A 15,595-nucleotide genomic window follows, 5' to 3' on the forward strand; every position below is an offset into this window, starting at 1 on the left:
CTGGTTGACATCGGAAACAGAGTGTATACACTTTTCAAAAAAAGAAAAGCAAAAAGTGTATGCAATCTGTGCGTACCAGCTGTCGCCAGCGAGTACAATCCGGTGCATTCCAACCAACACCGGCAATCCTGCCGGCCCTACTCGAGAAAAGGAGCCCCATGGGACATTTAAGTACCCACGTACTGGACACGATGAACGGCTGCCCCGCAGCCGGCATGCGTGTGCAGCTGCAGCGCATCGATGGCGACACCGTCACCACGATCAAGAGCCTCGTGCTGAACGCCGACGGTCGTAACGACGGCGGTCCGCTGCTCAATGCCGAAACGATGGCGGTTGGCCGCTATCGCCTCGTGTTCTCGGTGGCCGAATACTTCCGCGGACGCGACGTGCGCCTGCCGGAACCGGCCTTCCTGGACGAGGTGCCGCTCGACTTCGGCATCGCCGACGCCGCCGGCCACTACCACGTGCCCCTGCTGGTCAGCCCGTGGTCGTATTCGACGTATCGTGGTTCCTGAGCCACAAACCGTAATTAGTTAGACGCCGTATATCCAGCTTAGACTGGATCGTATACAGTTATTAGTGTCGCCGCGGAGCACACCGGTACCGCCCCAAGCGTTGCCGATGGATGCGATGATTTGCCCCACACAGAGCCCGCTGTGGTGAGGGGACAGTACGGTGATCACACCGTGCTTCTCTGCTTGTTTGAGGCTCTATGGATATGTACTTGATGGACTGGGTCAACCTGCTGTTGCGTTGGACCCACGTCATTACCGCGATTGCCTGGATTGGCGCATCGTTTTACTTTGTTTTCCTCGACAACAGTCTCGAGAAGCCCACCGCGCCGGATCTCGTCGCCAAGGGCGTTGACGGCGAATTGTGGGCCGTCCACGGCGGTGGTTTCTACCACCCGCAGAAATACCTCGTCGCTCCGAAGTCCATGCCGGACCACCTGCACTGGTTCTACTGGGAGAGCTACGCCACCTGGCTGTCCGGTTTCGGCCTGTTCACGGTGCTGTACCTGTTCAATGCCGGCACGTTCATGGTCGACAAGTCGGTCTACGACTGGCCTGCACAGAGCGCCGTCATCGGTGCACTGGCCTTCCTGGTCGTGTTCTGGCTGATCTACGACACCATCTGCCGTTCCCTCGGCCGCACCAAGAACGGTGACATGAAGGTGGGCCTGATCGTGTTCGGCTTCGTGGTCTTCGCCTCGTGGCTGGCCTGCCAGCTGTTCGCCGGCCGTGCAGCGTTCCTGCTGGTGGGCGCGATGATGGCAACCGCGATGAGCGCCAACGTGTTCTTCTGGATCATTCCTGGCCAGCGCAAGGTCGTGAAGCAGCTGAAGGCCGGCGAGCCGGTCGACCCGATCTACGGCTGGCGCGCCAAGCAGCGTTCGGTGCACAACACCTACTTCACGCTGCCGGTGCTGTTCGCCATGCTGTCGAACCACTACGGCTTCCTGTACTCGGGCGAGCATAACTGGATCGTGCTGGTCCTGATGATGATGACGGGCGCCCTGATCCGCCACAGCTTCGTGGCCCGCCACAAGGCCCTGGTGCATGGCAAGCGCGTTCCTTGGGAACACGCGTTCGGTGGTACCGCCGCCATGGTCGCACTGATCATCTGGCTGGTGCCCGCACCGCAAGCCGAAGCGCCGGTCGAAGCCGCCGCGCCTGTCGCCACCGATGGCGCCACCGCAGCGGTCGAGCAAAGCCCGTTCGCCAAGGTCAAGACCGTGGTCGACCAGCGTTGCGTGATGTGCCACTCGGCGACGATGCAAAGCAAGGGCATCCGCCTCGATTCCACCGGCGAAATCAAGCGCCATGCGCAGGCCCTGTACCAGCAGGCCGTGGTGGCGAAGCTGATGCCGCTGAACAATGCGACCAACATGACCCCTGGCGAGCGCGATCTGCTGAAGAAATGGTATGAGGATGGCGCCAAGACGGAATAAGCCGTCGTGAAGCCACGCCGTTCAACCAACAACCAAAGCAAAAAGCAATAAAGCAAAAAAAGCAATAAAGCGATTCGAGTCGCAAGCGCGTGCCGGGTCCGGCCAGCTGCAACATGCATTCTGAAGTTTCATATAACAACCAGGAGACAAGGCATGAAGCAACAACAATTGGACCGGGCCCCGCCGCCCGGGTTGGAAATCGACCCGGTCGACGAGCGCTTGCCGCTCGGCCGCCTGACGGCACTCGGCCTGCAGCACGTTCTCGTGATGTATGCCGGTGCCATCGCCGTGCCGCTGATCGTCGGCCGCGCCCTGCAGCTGTCACCCGAACAGGTGACGATGCTGATCTCGGCCGACCTGTTCTGCTGCGGACTGGTGACGCTGATCCAGTCCCTCGGCATGACGAAGTATTTCGGCATCCGCCTGCCCGTGATGATGGGCGTCACCTTCGCCGCAGTCGGCCCGATGGTGGCGATCGCCAACGGCCTGCCGGGCGTCGATGGCGCCCGGGCCATCTTCGGTGCGGGTATCGGGGCCGGTGCGCTGGCCCTGCTGCTGGCACCGGCAATGAGCCGGATGCTGCGCTTTTTCCCGCCTGTCGTTACCGGCACCATTATCCTCGTCATCGGCATCACGCTGATGCGCGTGGGGGTGGGCTGGGCGATGGGCGGTCCCGACACCACGGCACGCGCCGTGGACGTGCCCACGCTGGTCTCGATGGTCGACCAGCTGAAGGCCGATGCGGCCGCTTCCGCCGCGCCGCTGGCTTCCAAGCTGCCGGGCCCGATCCCGACGGTGGCCAACCCGAACTACGGCGCGCTCGACAACCTGGGCATCGCCACCTTCGTGCTGCTGTTCATCGTGTTCACGGTGCGCTATGCCAAGGGCTTCCTCTGCAATATTTCCGTCCTGCTCGGCATCGTCGCCGGCTGCGCTGTCGCGTATTCGATGGGCAAGATGAACTTCGATAAGGTGGCCGGCGCCAGCTGGTTCGAACTGGTCACGCCGTTCGCCTTCGGCATGCCCACGTTCGACATCGTCATGATCCTCACGCTCACTGTCGTGATGATCGTGGTGATGATCGAATCGGCGGGCATGTTCCTCGCGCTGTCCGAAATGACGGGCACGAAGGTCGACCAGCAAAAGCTGGCCGCCGGCCTGCGCACCGATGGCCTGGGCACGCTGATCGGCGGCATCTTCAACACCTTCCCGCACACGAGCTTCTCGCAGAACGTGGGCCTGGTGGCGGTGACGGGCGTGAAGAGCCGCTGGGTATGCGTGGCGGGCGGCGTCATCATGATCGTGCTGGGCATGCTGCCGAAGCTGGCGGCGGCGGTCGAGGCGATTCCCCAGTTCGTGCTGGGCGGCGCCGGCCTCGTGATGTTCGGCATGGTGGCGGCAGCGGGCATCCGCATCCTCAACCGCGTCGACTTCCGCACCAACCGCTTCAATCTGTACATCGTGGCGCTGTCGATCGGCTTCGGCCTGATTCCACTGGTGGCGCCGCACTGGGCGCAGCAGATGGCGCACAGCCTGCACCCGCTGCTGGAATCGGGCATCCTGCTGACCGCCGTCGCGGCCGTGGCGCTGAACGTGTTCTTCAACGGGTCCGGCACCAAGGACGAGGCGCACGAAGCGGAGCTGTCGCACGCGTAAGCAATCCGTTCCGCCCGGGTCAGGTGGCCCGGGCGGAATTCTCATCACGGCATCCAGTACCGGTTGATGTCATCGAATCCCCACTTCCCCGCCTCCTCGCGACTCGCGATCCCGTCAGTCGACCCCGCCATGTTCAGGTCCACTTCTTCCGGCGCGATGTAAGCCATCGACCGGGCCGAGAAAAACACGCGCACGACCGGCTTCAGCAGCGACTTGCTGTTGTCGACCACCACGCCGAGCCGGTGTGATTTCAGGCGCAGCAGCGTGCCCACCGGATAGATGCCCATGCATTTCACGAACGCGGCAAACAGCACCGGGTCGAAATGGCCTTCGCGCGTCCATTCGGCCATGCGCTTGAGCGATTCGGCCGGGCACCATCCCGACTTGTAGGGGCGGTTCGATGTGATCGCATCGTAGACATCGCAGATGGCGCCCATCCTGGCGTGCACCGAGATCTGCTCGCCCTGGAGCCGGTCGGGGTAGCCTTTGCCGTCGAACCGTTCGTGGTGGTGCAGGCACACGTCCCGCGCGATGTCTGGCACGTCCTGCCAGCCGGCGAGCGCGGCGAAGCCCTTGGCCGGATGCTGCCGGACGACCGCGAATTCCTCGTCCGTCAGCTTGGCGGGCTTGTTGAGGATCCCGGTCGGGATGGCCGCCTTGCCCAGGTCGTGCAGCAGTCCGGCCAGCCCGCAGTCGCGCACTTCCTCGTCGGGCAGGCCGATCTGGCGCGCCAGCGAAACCATCATCGCGCAGACCGCCACGGAGTGCAGGTAGGTGTAATCGTCGGCCTGCTTCAGGCGCACGAGATTGATGAGCGCACCCTGGTTGCGCATCACCGAGGCGGCCACGTTTTCAACGAGCGTCACGGCTTCCGAGACGTCGGCGAGGCGGCCCATGCGCGCCTCGCGGAACAGGTTCATGACGGCGCCCTTGGCGCGCACGATGACTTTCGCTGCCCGGTGCATCTCTTCCTTCGTCGAGCTGTGCTCCGCCGGCGCAAAGGTGAAGGGCGCGCGGGCTGCCGCGGGTGCGGGCGGAACGGGCTGCGCAGGCTCGCGTGCTTCGGCTGGCGGTGCGGCTTGTACGTCGGCGCCCCGGGCGGTATCGATCCACAGCGTGGTGATGCCGGCGGAGCGGATCTTGCGCAGCGATTCTCGGGAGTCGACCAGGAACGAGGTTTGCCAGAGGGGCGAATCCAGCCAGGAGCCACCCGCCTTGTGCACGTACATGCCGATCCGGGCCTGGTCGATGGAAATCTGCTTCAGCACGACGGCACCATGGGTTCCGTCGGCCGGGCACGAGCGTGTGGAGGCGTAAGGGCAAGGGAGGGCTGCATGTCACATTCCAGAAATGATGGAAGGCGGATGCGAGGCCTCTCCGGTGGCGTGACTGGCGCTGGGTGGGGCAGTCCGCGTGTGCGACTATAACATGCTGTAAAGAAACAAAGATAGAGCATGTTGCATGTTGACATCAGCCTGCACGCCGGAAGCACGACACTGTCCGGTCGCCTGTGTCGACAGGCACCAGCGCGGTCAGAACCGGTGCTGGATCCCCGCCAGCACGCTTTTCTGCCGGCTGCCGAACCCGGCCTCGTCACGCGCGAGTCCCACGAGCAGGCCATGTTTGGCCTTTGCAATCGCAGCGGTGACGTACAGGTCGGTGCGGCGGGACAGCGCATAGCGCACCCGCCCGACGACCATCACGGGGTCGGCTTCGGCGGCGCCGTGCCGCACATCCTGGTAGTAAACGACGCCGGCCAGGGTGACGGCCGGCGTCACCATCACGTTCGTGCCCGCCCAGTACAGACGTGCCCGAACATCAGGCGTTCCCGCGGCTTCCTGCCGGTAGTCGCGCATCGCGGCCTGCAGTTTCACGGTCCCCGCCGAATACATGGCGCCCAGGTGCCACGCGGTGGTGTCGCCGCGCGTGCCGGTTGCCGCCTCCGGCACGCCGTTGATCCGTTCGTACGCCGCCATCGCCGACCATGGCCCGGCCATGTAGTTGACGGCCACGGCGCCTTTCGCGCCATCGCCGCTCGACGACCCTTCGCCCGCGCCATAGCTGGCACCGTAACTCAGGTTGCCCATCTTGCCCTGATACTTGACGAGATTGTCGAACGCGAACGCCATGCCGTATTTGCTGGCGCCGCTGGCATTGCCGGCCGGCGCCCACGAGTACTGGGGCGCGTATCCCATCGGATCGTAGGGCAGCACGAAGTCGTACACGGTGGTGAACGCGCGGCCGAGCAGCACAGTGCCCCAGCGGCCTTCCAGTCCCACGGTGGCCTGGCGCTTGAACAGCGGCGTGTCGGCCACGCCGGTGTCGGCCGCGATGCCCATCTCCAGCTGGAACAGCGCCTTCAGGCCGCCGCCCAGGTCTTCGCTGCCGACGAAACCGAGGCGCGACGTGTTCATGCCGCCGGAATTGATGCGCAGCGTGTTGCCTTTGTCGGCGCCGGCGTTATCGATCACGCCGATGTTCATGTCGACCAGGCCATACACATTCACGTTCGATTGCGCCGCGGCGGTGCCGCAGGCAAGGGCGCACACGCCCCATGCGAGCTTGCGTTTCATGGTGTCTCCGTATTTTTTTGGGCGCGCCGGGTCCTTGCCGGACCGGCGTCGGTGATGCAGGGGGAGGGCGGCCTGCCGGGCGATGCCGGCAGGCCGCGGGCGGGTCAGCGGTCGACGGCCTGCTTCGGCAGCAGGGTAACGAGGCAGGCGCCGATCAGCAGCATGGCCGAGGTGAGCATCAGGCCGGCGCCCTGCTTGCCCGTGAAGTCGTTCAGCCAGCCGACGAGCGATGGCGAGAAGAACCCGGCCAGGTTGGCGATGCAGTTGATCGTGGCGATGCCGGCCGCCGCCGCCATGCCGCCCAGGAAGGCGGTGGGCAGCGCCCAGAATTGCGAGGTGCCGCACAGCGCACCGGCCGCCGCCACGCTGAGCAGGGCCAGCGCCGTGCCCACACCGTCCGTGAAGGGCAGGGCGAACAGCGCGATGGCCGCAGCCACCATCGGCACGCCGCAATGCATGCGACGGGCGCGGGTGCGGTCCGAATTGCGGCCGACCAGCGGCAGGCAGACCAGCGCCACCAGGTAGGGGATCGCCGCCAGCAGCCCGACTTCTTCCATGCCGCTCACGCCGGCGTTCCTCACAATGGTCGGCAGCCAGAACGTCAGGCCGTACTGGCCCATCACGATGCAGAAGTAGATCGCCGTGAGCAGCCACAGGCGCTTGTCGGCCAGGAAGTCGCGGATCGTCTGGTGCGCCGCCTTGCCGTCGTTCTCGGCGGCGATGTTACGCTGCAGGACCGCCTTTTCCTCGGCCGACAGCCACTTCGCGCCGGCGATGCTGTCGTCCAGGTAGAACAGGATCGTGATGCCGAGGATCAGCGAGGGAATGGCTTCCAGCGCGAACAGCCACTGCCAGCCGCGCAGCCCATGCACGCCGGCAAACGATTCCATGATCCAGCCGGACAGCGGCGCGCCGACGATCGAGGCCAGCGGGATCGCCATGAAGAACAGCCCCATCACCTTGGCCCTTCGCGCGGAAGGGAACCAGTACGTGATGTACAGGATTACGCCGGGCGCGAAACCTGCCTCGGCCACGCCGAGCAGGAAGCGCAGCACGTAGAACATGGTGGGCGAACTGACAAAGGCGAAGCTGGCCGAAATCATGGCCCACGTGATCATGATGCGCGCCAGCCAGCGGCGGGCGCCGAAACGGTGCAGGATCATGTTGCTCGGCACTTCGAACAGGAAGTAGCCAAGGAAGAAGACACCGGCGCCCAGGCCGTACACGGTATTGCTCCACTGGAGGTCGGACAGCATCTGCAGCTTGGCGAAGCCCACGTTGACGCGGTCCAGGTAGGCGCCCAGGTAGCACAGCATCAGGAAGGGCACGAGCCGGCGCGTGACTTTCGCATAGGCCCGGGTTTCGATGTCGGTGGCGCCGGACGGGAAGGCGGCGCCCGCCGCGGGTGTGACGGTAGGTGTTTTCATGCGTGTCTCCAAATGTTCTGTCATCGCGCCGGAGGTCTTGCCGCCTCCTTGCGCCTGCGGGAAACTGCTGGCGGTCCGGCGCTCAGCGCAGCCAGGACCGGATGCTGCCGACCATCGCCTCCGTCGAGATGCAGTAGCGGTCGTGCAGCGTGGGCAGCGCGCCGGCATCGAGGAAGGCGTCCGGCAGCGCGATCTGGCGGAACGCCGGCGCCACGCCCGCGCGCAGCAGCGTGCCCGCCACCGCCTCGCCCAGGCCGCCCACCACGGAATGGTTTTCCGCCACCACCACGAGCCGGCCGCTGCGCGACGCTTCGCGCACGATGGTTTCCGTGTCGAGCGGCTTGATCGTCGGCACGTGCAGCACGGCCACGCCCACATTATCCTGCGCCAGCGCCTGTGCCACTTCCAGCGCCCGCATCGTCATGATGCCACTCGAAATCACCAGCACGTCGCGGCCATCGCGCAGCAGCTTTGCCTTGCCCAGCTCGAATTTGTAATCGTACTCGTCGAGCACGAGCGGCACTTTCCCGCGCAGCAGGCGCATGTAGACCGGGCCCTTGTGCTCGGCGATGGCGGCCGTCGCCTGCTCGGTGTCGAGCGCATCGCACGGGTCCACGATCGTCAGGCCCGGCACGCCGCGGAAGATGGCGATATCCTCGGTGGCCTGGTGACTCGGGCCGTATCCCGTGGTCAGGCCGGGCAGCGCGCAGGCGATCTTCACGTTCAGGTTTTCCTCGGCGATCACCTGGTGGATGAAGTCATAGGCGCGGCGCGACGCGAACACGGCATAGGTGGTGACAAATGGCGTAAACCCCTCTTTGGCCATGCCGCCGGCGGCACCCATCAGCAGCTGCTCGGCCATGCCCATCTGGAAGAAGCGCTCGGGGTACTCCTTCGCGAACAGGTGCATGTCCGTGTATTTTGACAGGTCGGCGCTCATGCCGACGATGTCGGGCCGGCGCGCGGCCAGATCCACCAGCGCGTTGCCGAACGGCGCGGCCACGGTGCGCTGGCCTTCGCTGGCGATGGAGGCGATCATCGCCGACGTGGTCAGGCGCGGTTTGTTCACAACGGCATTCATGCTTGGTCTCCTGCTTGGTCTTTTGCCTGGGCTTCATCGAGGATGGCGATGGCCTGCTGCCATTCGTCGGCCTCGACGCGGATGAAGTGGTTCTTGTCGCGCTGTTCCAGGAACGGCACGCCGGAGCCCATCAGCGTGTCGAACAGGATCACGCGCGGCTGGGGCGCGGAATGGTTGCGGGCCGCATCGAACGCCGCCAGCACGGCCGCGATGTCGTTGCCCTGCGCGCGCTGCACGTGCCAGCCGAACGCTTCCCATTTCTGCGCCAGCGGCTCGAAGCCGAGCACCTTCGTGGACGGGCCATCGGCCTGCTGGTTGTTGATGTCGACCAGCGTGATCAGGTTGCCCAGGCCGAAGTGCGCGGCGGACAGCGCCGCTTCCCATGTCGAGCCTTCATCGAGTTCGCCATCGGACATGGAGTTGTACACGAAGGCCGGATTGTTCTTCTGGCGCAGGCCCAGCGCCATGCCGACCGCGATCGTCAGGCCCTGGCCCAGCGAGCCGCCGGAGATTTCCATGCCGGGGGTGTAGGTGGCCATGCCGGACATGGGCAGGCGGCTGTCGTCGCTGCCATAGGTTTCCAGCTCGGCTTCCGGCAGGATGCCCGCCTCGAGCAGCGCGGCATACAGCGCGATCGCATAATGGCCGTGCGACAGCAGGAAACGGTCGCGGCCTTCCCATTCCGGCGCATCGGCACGATAATGCAGCGCGTGCCGGTAGGCCACGGCGAGGATGTCGGCCATGCCGAGCGCCTGGCCCACATAGCCCTGGCCCTGCACTTCACCCATCCGCAGCGCATAGCGGCGGATGCGGTAGGCGGCGGCCTTCAGGGCACTCAAACGGTCTGGTGCTTCGAGTTTCATTGCGGTCTCCGGTATCGAATCGTTGGTCTTGTCACGAAACCAGTGTAAGAATTGAAAGACCGACCGTATAGCGAGTAATTCTTGGCGATAGATGAAACCAGTTCAGCGATACCGCGCCCTGCGCAAGGCTTCCCTCAAGGGCTTGCAGGCTTTCGAAGCCGCCTACATGCATCGTTCCTTCGCCGCCGCCGCGCAGGAGCTGTCGATCACGGCATCGGCCGTGAGCCATTCGATCCAGACACTGGAAGAAGCGCTCGGCACGCTGCTGTTCGAGCGCGCGCGGCGCGGCGTGGTGCCGACGGAAGAGGGGGCCCGGCTGTATGACGTGATCCGCCGCTCGTTCGGCGACATCGACGACGAGCTGCGCACGATCCTCGACCGCGGCAGCAAGCAGCAGGTGGTGACGATCCAGTGCGCGCCCAGCTTCGCGGCGATCTGGGTGATGCCGCAACTGCCGGCCTTCCTGCGCGCCCATCCGGACATCGACGTGCGCCTGTGGGCCGTGCACCAGGCACCGGACTTTTCCAGCAGCGGCGTCGACGTGGCGGTGCTGTACGGCAGACCCACCGCCTCGGCCGGCGTGCACGTGGAACCGATTTCGGAACACGAGCGTTACCTGCCGGTCTGCAGCCCGAAGCTGGTCGATGGCTGGACCCTGCCGCTGCCGCCTGGCGATATCGAGAATTTCTATCTCATCCAGAACGACGTGTCGCTGACCTCATGGGATGAATGGATCGGGCGCTTCGCGCCGGAATGCCGGCACCCGGTGCGCGGGCTGCGGCTCGACCGCGCGTTCATGACCCTGAGCGCCGCCGAGAACGGCCTGGGCATGTGCATCGAGAGCACGGTGCTGGTGCAGGACTATCTTCGGGATGGGCGTCTGGTGTGTCCGTTCGGCGAGCTGGCCATCGAGGCGCGGGGGCATTACCTGGCCGTGCCGAAGAGCCGTGAAGGCTTGCAGGCCGTGCGCACGGTGGCGGACTGGATTCGCGGCTTCGTGACCGACACCGTCCGTTAGCGCGGAACAGCCCTGCCAAGCGCCGACAGCGACCGGGCCGCGACATCTGCGCCCAGGCCCCAGACGAGCGCTCCGAAGTAGTCGCTGAAGTGCGCCCCGAACGTAGGAGATCCGCCGAGGTACAGGATTTCATAGCCGACCAGGCAGAGGACCACCACCCCGGCCAGTTCCAGCAACCAGCCCCATGCGGCTAGTACACGGGGGCGCACGCTTTTCCACCTGCCAGGCTGCGGCGGGTTATCTTGCGGCATCTTCATTTGCAGTTCCAGGCCGTCGCTGGCGACCGGCGCTGCCGCATCGCGCAGCAGCTGCTGGTGTTGCATTTCAAGCTCCGCGAGCATGCCGCCCAGCCCGACCTGCTGCGCGAGTCTGGTCAGCCGTTGCTGCAGGGCGGCGGAAGCGAGCGCCGAGCCCGCGAGATGGCCGATCTTCTCCAGCAGGGCCACGCGGCCTGCGGCATCTGGGAGCGCAGTGGCGAATTCGGCCAGTTTGCCGTCGTCGATCATACGCTGCAATTGCGCCAGGAACATCGGCTTCTGCGGCTGTATGTCCGTGTTCAGCAACGCCACACGCGTTCGCAGCGAGCCGAGCTCGCGCTGGGCCGCCAACAAAGGCTTCCCGTGTTCGTTCATGAATTTGACCCCGCGACCCAGCGCGATGCCCGCGCAAAGCAGCGCCAGCACGCACCAGGGTGAAGCCCGCACGAGGACGTCGACCGGAACAGAGACGAAGCGGTCGCTTCCCTCGACGCCGAGCCGGGCGTAGCTGCTGTACTTATCAGGTCGCACGCCCAGGGCGTTCACTTGCAGGATCCAGTTCCCGTCCTTGTCACGCGACAGGCGTTTCTCTCCGGAGAAGTCGCCGTATCCGCGCGCCGACATCAAGGGCGACAGCGCGTACCGGTCCAGGGCAACGCCATCGGGCAGCCCTGATACGAACAGTGCCGCCTTGCCGATGACCGGCACGCCGGACAACGGTTCCGTCCCCGGCGCACCGCTCCTCATCACGGGCAGGGAAATGATCGGGGGGACGATCGCCAGCGTAGCTGCCGCCGGGAAACGCACCTGGAGCGAGATCTTCAGCTTCTCTTTAAAGTCCTTGCCATTGGCGACCGTCACGGTGCCGTGGTAGTTGCCGTAGCGCTCGGGCAGTGTACGGATTCGAAGTTCGTACACGAGCCCCGTCAGGTCGCCGGCCTTCGGTTCCACCACGACTTGCGCCGGATCGATGCGGGCCACGTCGGGCGTGCAACGCACAAGGGGCGTGGCCCTAAATTGTAAGGTGGCCTTTGCTTCGCCCTCGGCCGCGCTGAATGTCAGCGTGCGGATATCGCTGTCCTTGCCGGGTTCGCCTGAAAGTGCAATGGGCGCCGTATCGTCGAGCGTGAGCGCGGCCAGCCTGCCCGGTATTGCCAAGCAGGCCACGGCCAGCAGGATACGCCAGAAGTGTTTCATGGCTGATCGGCGCGGGACCGACCGAGGGACCTTCGGCACTGCTTGAACAGGCGCCGTGCGGCGCCGGCTAGCTCTACGCCTGCCGCGCCGGCGCGGTCGCCGCTCGCGGCGGTCGCATGAGGCGTTTTGCCGGTGTAGGCGTCGAGCATCGATACGACCGGCGCATCCGGTTCGGTCGGGGCGACGATCGCCATCGCCATGCGCACGAGTTCCACCTGATCGGTCCCGTGTGCCAGCGCTGCGGCCGTGAAATGGCCGGCCGCCCCTGCGCTATCCGCCTTCCTGCAAATCCGCCCGGTGCGGAGGTCGCGCATATCGCGTCCCAGGGAGTTCGCCAGCGCGAGGGTTGCGGCAACGCCGTTCGGACTTGCACCGAATTCCCGCGCCAGTACCTCGAGCCGGTCTCGCGCGGCCTCGTCGACACCGAAATCGCCAAACGCGAAGGCCTTGCCGACTGCCGCGTCGAGGGACAGGTGGGCGATGCGCCGTTCCGCTTGCGTTACCGGGGCGCGAATGACGATGGTGCAGAGCTGGCTGCGAACGACGTTACGTGAACCGTCGCCCAAGTCGAATTCCGCCGAGACCTGGTAGCGGCCCGTGTGACGGAAGGTGAAGCCGGTGTTGGTGTAGAAGACCTGCGCCACGCCATGCAGGGACTGGCCTGGCTCCAGCAGCACGGCGGGCCTATCGCCGCAGGCCACGATCAGGTCGCGAACGTCGTCGAGCTCGCGGTGTGGTGGCTTGACGAGCAGGCGCAGGTTGCCGCCGGAGAGGTTCAGGCCCTTGGGCACGGTGCGTGGCTGGCTACCGGCATTGGTCAACGTAAACTCGGCCTTGACGAACTCTCCGCGGTAGGCAACTTCCGGCAGGACGACAACGAGGTCCAGGCCGTCGCATTCTTCACGCGTCGCGAGTAGCCCGGCGGCGTCGACAGGTTCGTTGACGCCGCTGGCAAGGCTGCCGTGCCCCCAGCCAAAGCGCTTCCAGCCCGGCGCGACCTGTGGATCCGGCGAGTGAATCAGCGAAGCACGGCTATGGTCGTCGAACGCGAAGTCGATGTTGGCCGGAAAGGGCAGCTCTTCGGTCGCGAACATCATCAGGTCGCCGGTCTGGTTCATGATCGAGGTGCCCAGAGGGACGCCATGCACGTCGTGCTTTGGATGGAACAGGTTGAACGCGTGCCCCGCCTCGTGCACGAGTGTGCGCAGGAAGGCTTCGGGCACGTTGCCGATCTTTTGCTTTCGGACGAGGCCGGAGACGCGGGGATGATCCGGCAGCTGCATGTCGAAGAAACCGCACACACCTTCCCGGTGCGGTGCCGTGTCGTCGAACATGAGGCCAAAATTGTCTTCGTGCGCCGAGCCGATCAGCATCCACAGCCGCCAGGCACTGCCGGCATGGGCGGGACTGCGATGGGTGGCTAACGCATTTGCCAGTTCGATGGCCGACAACGCGCCGTCCGACGGGACGGTGCGCTCGTCGATGTGGACCGTGCAGTCCATCCCGGCGGCACGGTAGATGTCGGTAAAGTCCATGGCAACCCCACCATCACCCGCCAGCACCGGGAACGCGCGCCCGGCCATGACGTCGACCTCGATCTTGCAGCCGCGGTAGCAAGGCGACGTCTTTGTCAGCCTGGCGGTATAGGTTTCGCCGCCGAGGATCGCGTTGCCGGCGATGGCCACGGTCTGCTGCGGCAAGGCGGGATCGGCATGCCGGGTCGCGCCCGATAAGTCGAATTCCATATAGCCGGTGTCCTTGCCGCTGTTTTCCCGTGAAATGAATTCCTGCGTGACGCCGTTCCACAAGTGGCGCTCGAACCTCACGGCCAGCTTGCCTGCGTCGTAAACAGTACCCAGTGACCGGAAGTACCAGCTGTATTCGTCGAACGGTAACTGGGGATACCAGTGCGCTCCGAACCGGGCGGCATCCACCATCTCTTCCAGTGACAAACTCGCCGCGTTGGCGCCATCCTGCGGGCGCACATAGACGTCGCCGGAAACCCTGATCCTTCCGGGCGCAACCTCGATGCGCGCGCTTCCCCGTATGGCGACGGCCCCATTGCCGGCGGCCCCCTGCAGTTCGAGCAGCCAGCAGCCGTCGAGGTCTCCGAGTGGAACGGCCGGAGACGGGGCATCGACGCGGATGCCGTGCGCGCCGGAAGGCACGCCGGCCAGCATCCGCGCCAGCGCCAGCGATCCGTCTTCATCGGACTCAATTACCTGCTCTGCAACATGATAGCCGCCGAAGAGCGTCGTGTACCTGGCCATGATGGCACTCCTTCAGTTGCATGCGGTGCCGGCACCCAGATTCAGCAGCGCCGCGGTACATTGCGCCTTGAGGGCCGCGGCGGCGCTGGTCGTCTGAAACTTGTCGATGCATGCCGCAGCAGCGGGTTCGGCTTTCTTGCCGGCGCGGGCGGCCTGGTTGAATTCCCTGAGGGCCTTGCGCACGGCGCCAGCCTGCGCCGGGGTTGGCGCGTCCGCATCCCGGCATTCCTCGAGTGCTCCCAGCGCGGCCACCTGCTTGTCGTCGTAACTTGTCTGCGCGGCCTCTTCGGCCTGCCTACCAGTTTCGCGCGTGCTGGCCCGGTTGGCTGGCACAAGCCGATTCTGCAGCTCGGTGGTGATAGTTTCCTTCGAGTCGCCGAACACGCCGGCCACGAACGCGAGGAACTTGCTGGCATCCTGGGTTTCCGTGACGGCCGCCGACACGATCCAGGGTTCTTGTTCCTCACCGACGCTCATCGTGAACAGGTCCGACTCATGGGGGGAGCGATTGATGACGAAAGCAGTCGTATCGAACCTGGTCAAGTGAGCCGGATCGACATACTGGCGCGCCACGCCGGGTTCGAGCTTGCCGATGACCAGGGTTGCGGCAGGATTGCCGGCCGCGTCCGCGGCTTCCAGCGGTGAGTGTATCGAAATGAAGACTGCCACGTGGCGGGTCGGATCACGACGTAGCGAGCGGGTGAATAACGGTTCATTCATCCGCACATATTGCGGCGCGATCGTCAGTGCATTGCCTTTGGCAACTAGAATACGTCCCTCGAAGACAAAATCCGGCTGCGCTGCCAACCATAAGCGGTTGTCCCACAGTGCATCGAACCGTTTCTTGTCGATATAATCGCCCGATTTCCACTGCTGGAAGTCGGCAACCTTGCGATTTTCTGGTGTCGGCAAGCCTTTGTCTGAAAGTGGGAAGGGATCGGAATGGAACCACCCCCGCACGATCTGGATGCATGGTCCGAATTGTTTGGAGGAAAATAGGATATTGCGCGAGGTCTTGGCCGTTACCGCTTTTTCCTGCGACGCTTCGGTCAGCGCGGCACCTATGTGATTGACCCCGGCGGAAATGGCATTACTGAGCAATGCCGCGCCAATCGCTGCAGTTTCAGGAGCTTTCTCAATGAAGGCGCACGGGCCAATCGCAACCTGCGTTTCGTAGCGCGCATCCTGGGCATAGGACGGGCGCTCTGCGGTGTCTTCCCGCATCTTTAGGCCGCTGCACGCGCCAAGAAGCGGCAGCAGCATGGACAGCATCAGCATCCTAGTTGTGGTGTACATGATTGC

Annotated in this window: 12 protein-coding genes; 4 read left to right on the forward strand and 8 right to left on the reverse strand. The window is 64.9% G+C overall.

Features of this window, described 5'->3' with window-relative positions; translation table 11 throughout:
• The first annotated feature begins 158 nt into the window (after window positions 1-158).
• The 3 genes from uraH (at window position 159) to EWM63_RS26125 (ending at window position 3,607) form a co-directional block, all read left to right on the forward strand.
• Window positions 159-515, forward strand: a complete 357-nt coding sequence (gene uraH, locus EWM63_RS26115) for a hydroxyisourate hydrolase (protein WP_130189141.1) — start codon at window positions 159-161, stop codon at window positions 513-515.
• 197 nt (window positions 516-712) lie between these two features.
• Entirely contained in the window at window positions 713-1,951 is a 1,239-nt protein-coding gene (locus EWM63_RS26120; RefSeq protein ID WP_130189142.1) for a urate hydroxylase PuuD, read from the forward strand.
• Window positions 1,952-2,104: 153 nt separating this feature from the next.
• A complete protein-coding gene (locus tag EWM63_RS26125) occupies window positions 2,105-3,607 on the forward strand; it encodes a nucleobase:cation symporter-2 family protein (RefSeq protein ID WP_130189143.1) in 1,503 nt (500 codons plus the stop codon).
• A 44-nt stretch (window positions 3,608-3,651) separates the two neighbouring features.
• On the opposite strand, the gene EWM63_RS26130 is transcribed toward EWM63_RS26125, so the two are convergent.
• The 5 genes from EWM63_RS26130 to EWM63_RS26150 all read right to left on the reverse strand — a co-directional run bounded on the left by EWM63_RS26130 (window position 3,652) and on the right by EWM63_RS26150 (window position 9,551).
• Complete coding sequence (locus EWM63_RS26130) at window positions 3,652-4,875, reverse strand: HD-GYP domain-containing protein (RefSeq protein ID WP_130189144.1); 1,224 nt, start codon at window positions 4,873-4,875, stop codon at window positions 3,652-3,654.
• Window positions 4,876-5,139: 264 nt separating this feature from the next.
• Window positions 5,140-6,180, reverse strand: coding sequence for a porin (locus tag EWM63_RS26135; protein WP_130189145.1), 1,041 nt, complete (start codon window positions 6,178-6,180; stop codon window positions 5,140-5,142).
• Between the two features lie 104 nt (window positions 6,181-6,284).
• Complete coding sequence (locus EWM63_RS26140) at window positions 6,285-7,607, reverse strand: MFS transporter (RefSeq protein WP_130189146.1); 1,323 nt, start codon at window positions 7,605-7,607, stop codon at window positions 6,285-6,287.
• A gap of 82 nt (window positions 7,608-7,689) precedes the next feature.
• Entirely contained in the window at window positions 7,690-8,688 is a 999-nt protein-coding gene (locus EWM63_RS26145) for a transketolase family protein (RefSeq protein ID WP_130189147.1), read from the reverse strand.
• Window positions 8,685-9,551 carry a transketolase gene (locus tag EWM63_RS26150; protein ID WP_130189148.1) on the reverse strand — a complete coding sequence of 289 codons (867 nt, stop codon included), beginning with the start codon at window positions 9,549-9,551 and terminating at the stop codon, window positions 8,685-8,687. The genes EWM63_RS26145 and EWM63_RS26150 overlap by 4 nt, the downstream gene beginning before the upstream one ends.
• Window positions 9,552-9,642: 91 nt before the next feature.
• Between EWM63_RS26150 and EWM63_RS26155 the strand changes: the two genes are divergently transcribed.
• Window positions 9,643-10,569, forward strand: a complete 927-nt coding sequence (locus EWM63_RS26155) for a LysR substrate-binding domain-containing protein (RefSeq protein WP_130189149.1) — start codon at window positions 9,643-9,645, stop codon at window positions 10,567-10,569.
• Here the strand turns inward: EWM63_RS26155 and EWM63_RS26160 are convergent.
• Genes EWM63_RS26160 through EWM63_RS31885 form a run of 3 tightly spaced genes read right to left on the reverse strand, consistent with a single transcriptional unit; the run spans window position 10,566 to window position 15,589 of the window.
• Complete coding sequence (locus EWM63_RS26160) at window positions 10,566-12,023, reverse strand: hypothetical protein (RefSeq protein WP_130189150.1); 1,458 nt, start codon at window positions 12,021-12,023, stop codon at window positions 10,566-10,568. The genes EWM63_RS26155 and EWM63_RS26160 overlap by 4 nt on opposite strands.
• Window positions 12,020-14,293 carry a hypothetical protein gene (locus EWM63_RS26165; RefSeq protein ID WP_130189151.1) on the reverse strand — a complete coding sequence of 758 codons (2,274 nt, stop codon included), beginning with the start codon at window positions 14,291-14,293 and terminating at the stop codon, window positions 12,020-12,022. The genes EWM63_RS26160 and EWM63_RS26165 overlap by 4 nt, the downstream gene beginning before the upstream one ends.
• Window positions 14,294-14,305: 12 nt before the next feature.
• Window positions 14,306-15,589 carry a hypothetical protein gene (locus EWM63_RS31885; protein ID WP_165390935.1) on the reverse strand — a complete coding sequence of 428 codons (1,284 nt, stop codon included), beginning with the start codon at window positions 15,587-15,589 and terminating at the stop codon, window positions 14,306-14,308.
• Between the last annotated feature and the right edge of the window lie 6 nt (window positions 15,590-15,595).

The organism is Pseudoduganella lutea (genome assembly GCF_004209755.1).
Lineage (GTDB): Bacteria > Pseudomonadota > Gammaproteobacteria > Burkholderiales > Burkholderiaceae_D > Rugamonas > Rugamonas lutea.

What these genes read in the sequence shown, in the direction of transcription:
- uraH (WP_130189141.1), top strand. Translation starts at nt 159, where the DNA reads ATGGGACATTTAAGTACCCACGTACTGGACACGATGAACGGCTGCCCC.
- EWM63_RS26120 (WP_130189142.1), top strand. Translation starts at nt 713, where the DNA reads ATGGATATGTACTTGATGGACTGGGTCAACCTGCTGTTGCGTTGGACC.
- EWM63_RS26125 (WP_130189143.1), top strand. Translation starts at nt 2,105, where the DNA reads ATGAAGCAACAACAATTGGACCGGGCCCCGCCGCCCGGGTTGGAAATC.
- EWM63_RS26135 (WP_130189145.1), bottom strand. Translation starts at nt 6,180, where the DNA reads ATGAAACGCAAGCTCGCATGGGGCGTGTGCGCCCTTGCCTGCGGCACC.
- EWM63_RS26140 (WP_130189146.1), bottom strand. Translation starts at nt 7,607, where the DNA reads ATGAAAACACCTACCGTCACACCCGCGGCGGGCGCCGCCTTCCCGTCC.
- EWM63_RS26145 (WP_130189147.1), bottom strand. Translation starts at nt 8,688, where the DNA reads ATGAATGCCGTTGTGAACAAACCGCGCCTGACCACGTCGGCGATGATC.
- EWM63_RS26150 (WP_130189148.1), bottom strand. Translation starts at nt 9,551, where the DNA reads ATGAAACTCGAAGCACCAGACCGTTTGAGTGCCCTGAAGGCCGCCGCC.
- EWM63_RS26155 (WP_130189149.1), top strand. Translation starts at nt 9,643, where the DNA reads ATGAAACCAGTTCAGCGATACCGCGCCCTGCGCAAGGCTTCCCTCAAG.
- EWM63_RS26160 (WP_130189150.1), bottom strand. Translation starts at nt 12,023, where the DNA reads ATGAAACACTTCTGGCGTATCCTGCTGGCCGTGGCCTGCTTGGCAATA.
- EWM63_RS26165 (WP_130189151.1), bottom strand. Translation starts at nt 14,293, where the DNA reads ATGGCCAGGTACACGACGCTCTTCGGCGGCTATCATGTTGCAGAGCAG.
- EWM63_RS31885 (WP_165390935.1), bottom strand. Translation starts at nt 15,589, where the DNA reads ATGTACACCACAACTAGGATGCTGATGCTGTCCATGCTGCTGCCGCTT.